The 3,262-nt window shown below is 59.9% G+C and carries 3 protein-coding genes and 2 pseudogenes; 4 read left to right on the forward strand and 1 reads right to left on the reverse strand.

Going from position 1 to position 3,262, the window contains the following annotated elements; genetic code table 11:
• Positions 1 to 98: 98 nt before the first annotated feature.
• From NKI17_RS36650 to NKI17_RS36660, 4 genes and pseudogenes are all read left to right on the forward strand, one after another.
• Positions 99 to 377 (forward strand): annotated as a pseudogene (locus NKI17_RS36650) (IS3 family transposase); the annotation flags it as partial.
• 268 nt (positions 378 to 645) lie between these two features.
• Positions 646 to 948, forward strand: a complete 303-nt coding sequence (locus NKI17_RS37275; RefSeq protein WP_352873166.1) for a hypothetical protein — start codon at positions 646 to 648, stop codon at positions 946 to 948.
• 45 nt (positions 949 to 993) lie between these two features.
• Positions 994 to 1,275 carry a transposase gene (locus NKI17_RS37280; RefSeq protein WP_502894736.1) on the forward strand — a complete coding sequence of 94 codons (282 nt, stop codon included), beginning with the start codon at positions 994 to 996 and terminating at the stop codon, positions 1,273 to 1,275.
• Positions 1,276 to 1,661: 386 nt separating this feature from the next.
• Complete coding sequence (locus tag NKI17_RS36660) at positions 1,662 to 2,207, forward strand: hypothetical protein (protein ID WP_352907924.1); 546 nt, start codon at positions 1,662 to 1,664, stop codon at positions 2,205 to 2,207.
• 383 nt (positions 2,208 to 2,590) lie between these two features.
• Here the strand turns inward: NKI17_RS36660 and NKI17_RS36665 are convergent.
• Positions 2,591 to 2,959: pseudogene (locus NKI17_RS36665) on the reverse strand (transposase); the annotation flags it as partial.
• Positions 2,960 to 3,262 lie beyond the last annotated feature (303 nt).

A 3,262-nucleotide genomic window follows, 5' to 3' on the forward strand; every position in this document is an offset into this window, starting at 1 on the left:
GCCCCGCAAGACGCTGGAATGGCGCACGCCTGCAGAGGCTCTCGACCAGTTGCTCAAAACAGATATGATCGAGGGTGTTGCGACGACCGGTTGAATCCGCCCAATATACGAGCGAGCAGTTCCAGCGACTGATGGCCGACCACGGCATCACCTGCTCAATGAGCCGGTCGGGCAACGTCTGGGACAATGCTGCGATGGAGAGCTTCTTCTCGTCGCTCAAGACCGAGCGGACAGCCCGCAAGGTATACAGGACGAGGGATGACGCGAGGGCGGATGTGTTCGACTACATCGAGCGCTTCTATAACCCTCGGCGAAGGCACTCGACGCTCGGCTATCTGAGCCCCGTCGAGTTCGAGGAACAAGCTATGCTAGCTTAACCTCGTGTCCGAAAAACCGGCAGCAGGCCACCGACCGCGAAGAGAAGCGAGTTGCCCACGGGGCGAGATCGTCCGGAAAAGACAGGAAAGCTTGACCTCACCGACCTCAATCAGAGAAGCTGCTAGACGTATGACCGTGGTCTGAGCGGCGGCCCGCCCTTGGTCTTTGCAGCTGTAAAGCAAACGGGGGTTGCTCGGGAATGCCGAGCCGAGCCCCAGCAAAGGAAGGACGGGCCATGGAAGAGGATAACGCTACGTTGGTGTCGATGTGTCGAAAGCCAAGCACGCGATTGCGATTGCCGCGGGCGGACACAATGGGGAAGTTCGCTATTTCGGCGAGATCGAGGCGACCACGGCAAGCGAGGATCTGCGTAAGAAGCGTCAGCAGCTGCTTTCGTTCCTGCTGCGCCATGGTCGTGTCTTTGCCGGCCACAAGAACTGGAGTCGGGCGCATGCCCGCTGGCTGGCGGCGCAGAAGTTCGACCATCCGGCCCAACAGATCGTGTTCCAAGACCAGGGTCGACAGGCAGCGATGCGTAAAACCGGCTCGATCGATTGGATGCCCAGCTGATTGAACTCGTGCCGAGCTGGTCGATGGCGCCGGCGGTCGCGCCCTATGTCCTTCATCGTCGCCCTCACCTTTGCCAGCGAAGTCGGCGATGTCCGTCGCTTCGACAATCCGCGGCAGCTGATGGCCTTCCTCGGCCTGGTGCCCTCGGAGCGCTCGACCGGCGACACGGTGAAGCGCGGCAGCCTGACGCTGGCCGGCAACCGCCGCGCCCGCCGCGTCCTGATCAAAGGCGCCTGGGCCTACCGTTATCCCGCCAGGGTGACGGAGCCCATTCGCGTCCGCCTCGAGGGGGCTGCCGAAGGCGGTGCGGGAGATACCGGCGCCTGATCGCTGCGGGCAAGAACAAACCCATTGTTGTTGCGGCGGTCGCGCGCGAGATGGCGGCGTTCCTGTGGGCCATTGGCCACCAGGTCGAACCGGTTCGCTGAAATGCAGCGCGCTTCTGCATCGAAGATCAGGCCAAGCCCACCCCTGGCACGGGCGCCGCCGAATTGAGGCAAGTAGGTCCGCTTCAATCCGGCGGAAATGCCGGGCAGCACGGAGACGGGATGTGGCCACGGTGCGGAATTCCCGTGTGGTACTATGTGGCTGGGGCATCCGCCCAACGCCCGACAACTAGACAAGGAAAGCCCAAGACGAATTACGGAAGTGCGGTAACCGACCCGCGGATAGAGCTGGATCACCCGTCGTCTCCAGATCCTATGGAGGAGGGAGTGGATAGCGACCTGCGCTGTGGCAAAGTGAGGTTGCTTCTTAAGCTAGTCGGCAGCGCACATGCGGACCTTGGTCTGGCAGAATTTATAGCCGTCGTAACGTCTCCAATTGGGGAGCGCAATCGCCAGCTTGCGCTAAACCATCCAGATATGGCGGAGTTCAAGCGAATTGGAGCTGTCGCAACGCTGTCTATGATCGTGACGTCCGGTGTAGCCGTTCCTGCAGCCGGTAGTTCGATCAGCGCCGATGAACTCAACGCCGCGGCCAATGACATGAACGCCGTCGCGGAGCATATGCTGGAAATCGCCTTCGCCGATCAACATGACCTCGTTGCCTATCTGAATAACGCGGGAGTTCCTTTTGCGGCTGGCAGATCGGCCTGCGGAATGCGAGGCACTTCTCAAGCGTGCAACCACACGTCGTTCGCAGCGAACCTCAGCTGCGACGTCTTCTGGCGCTGTCTCAACTTGGCCAAAGCCGACCGAAGGACGCCATCGCGACGCTGGAGAATCTCATCGACGCCAGCGGCCATAGGCCGCGCGTAAAGGCGGAAATATGGCCGCACATCCCAATGTGTAAAATCGACTGAAAAAGCTCTTGCCATGCGGGCCGTTCCACATATGGAGGCAAGTCATATCGGGCGCGCCGCCGCTTACGTCACGAGTGCACGAATGCACAAACAAAGAAAGGCTACAAAGCCATATATCCAGCCAAGCCAAAGCCCAGCGCTCTTCCAGCCAAGCCAAAGGGTTTCGTCGACGATGCAAATTGCGGTCTCTTTCACCGAGACGTCCATTCCTACATAATGTTTCATGCTGCGCTTCTCCTTCCTGATGGCTTGTGGCTGTTCCACGGAACCGACCACGTTTTTTCATCAGCTCGAAGCGCAGCACCTTGATGGCATCTCCGCCAAAAGATGAGGCTCAAGCCGAATACCCCATCTGTCGATCACGCCCGCCGTCGGGCTCGCTTCCCGACCCTCAGCCTCGCGCGCCGCCATGACGAGGCTGTTGCTGATGGTCCGCAACAAGCCCGCCTCACGCCAGCGATAGAAATACTTCTGCACCGTTGAAAAGGGTGGGAAGTCTTTCGGCAGCAATCGCCACGCGCCGCCCGACGAGGCGGGGTAAAGAAGTGCGTTCACGACCTCGCGCAGGTCCGTCTTGCGCGGCCGGCCGATGCGGTTCGCCGACGGCATCATCGGCGCAATCAACGCCCACTCCGCATCGGTCAGATCGCTTGCGTAGCGGGCGCAACGCCGCTCATAATGCGCACGGGTGATTTCAGTCCAGGCCATCGTGATCTCCATCGAATCTCGCAAATCCGACGGAATCACAACTGAAATCACTCAACTCTTTTTGGAACGGACACTAAAGGACGGCTCACAAAACTAAATGACTGGCGTCCGGGCGCCATTTCCGGATCAAAGCGACCGTTGACGAAACGGAAGCGTATTTCACTGTCGGACAGCGAAAGAAAAGACATCCCTGAGAGACTTCTCTGATTGGGGTGGTTGAGGTCAAGGTGCTCCTGTACTTTTTTCCTGGGCCGTTCCGCAGGTCACTCGCTTCTCTTCGCGGTCGGCGCCTTGGCCGCCGCA

Source organism: Mesorhizobium sp. M0816, from assembly GCF_040320005.1.
Taxonomy (GTDB): domain Bacteria; phylum Pseudomonadota; class Alphaproteobacteria; order Rhizobiales; family Rhizobiaceae; genus Mesorhizobium.

Excerpts from the sequence above, each read along its gene's own strand:
- NKI17_RS37280 (WP_502894736.1), top strand. The coding sequence starts at position 994 with ATGTCCTTCATCGTCGCCCTCACCTTTGCCAGCGAAGTCGGCGATGTC.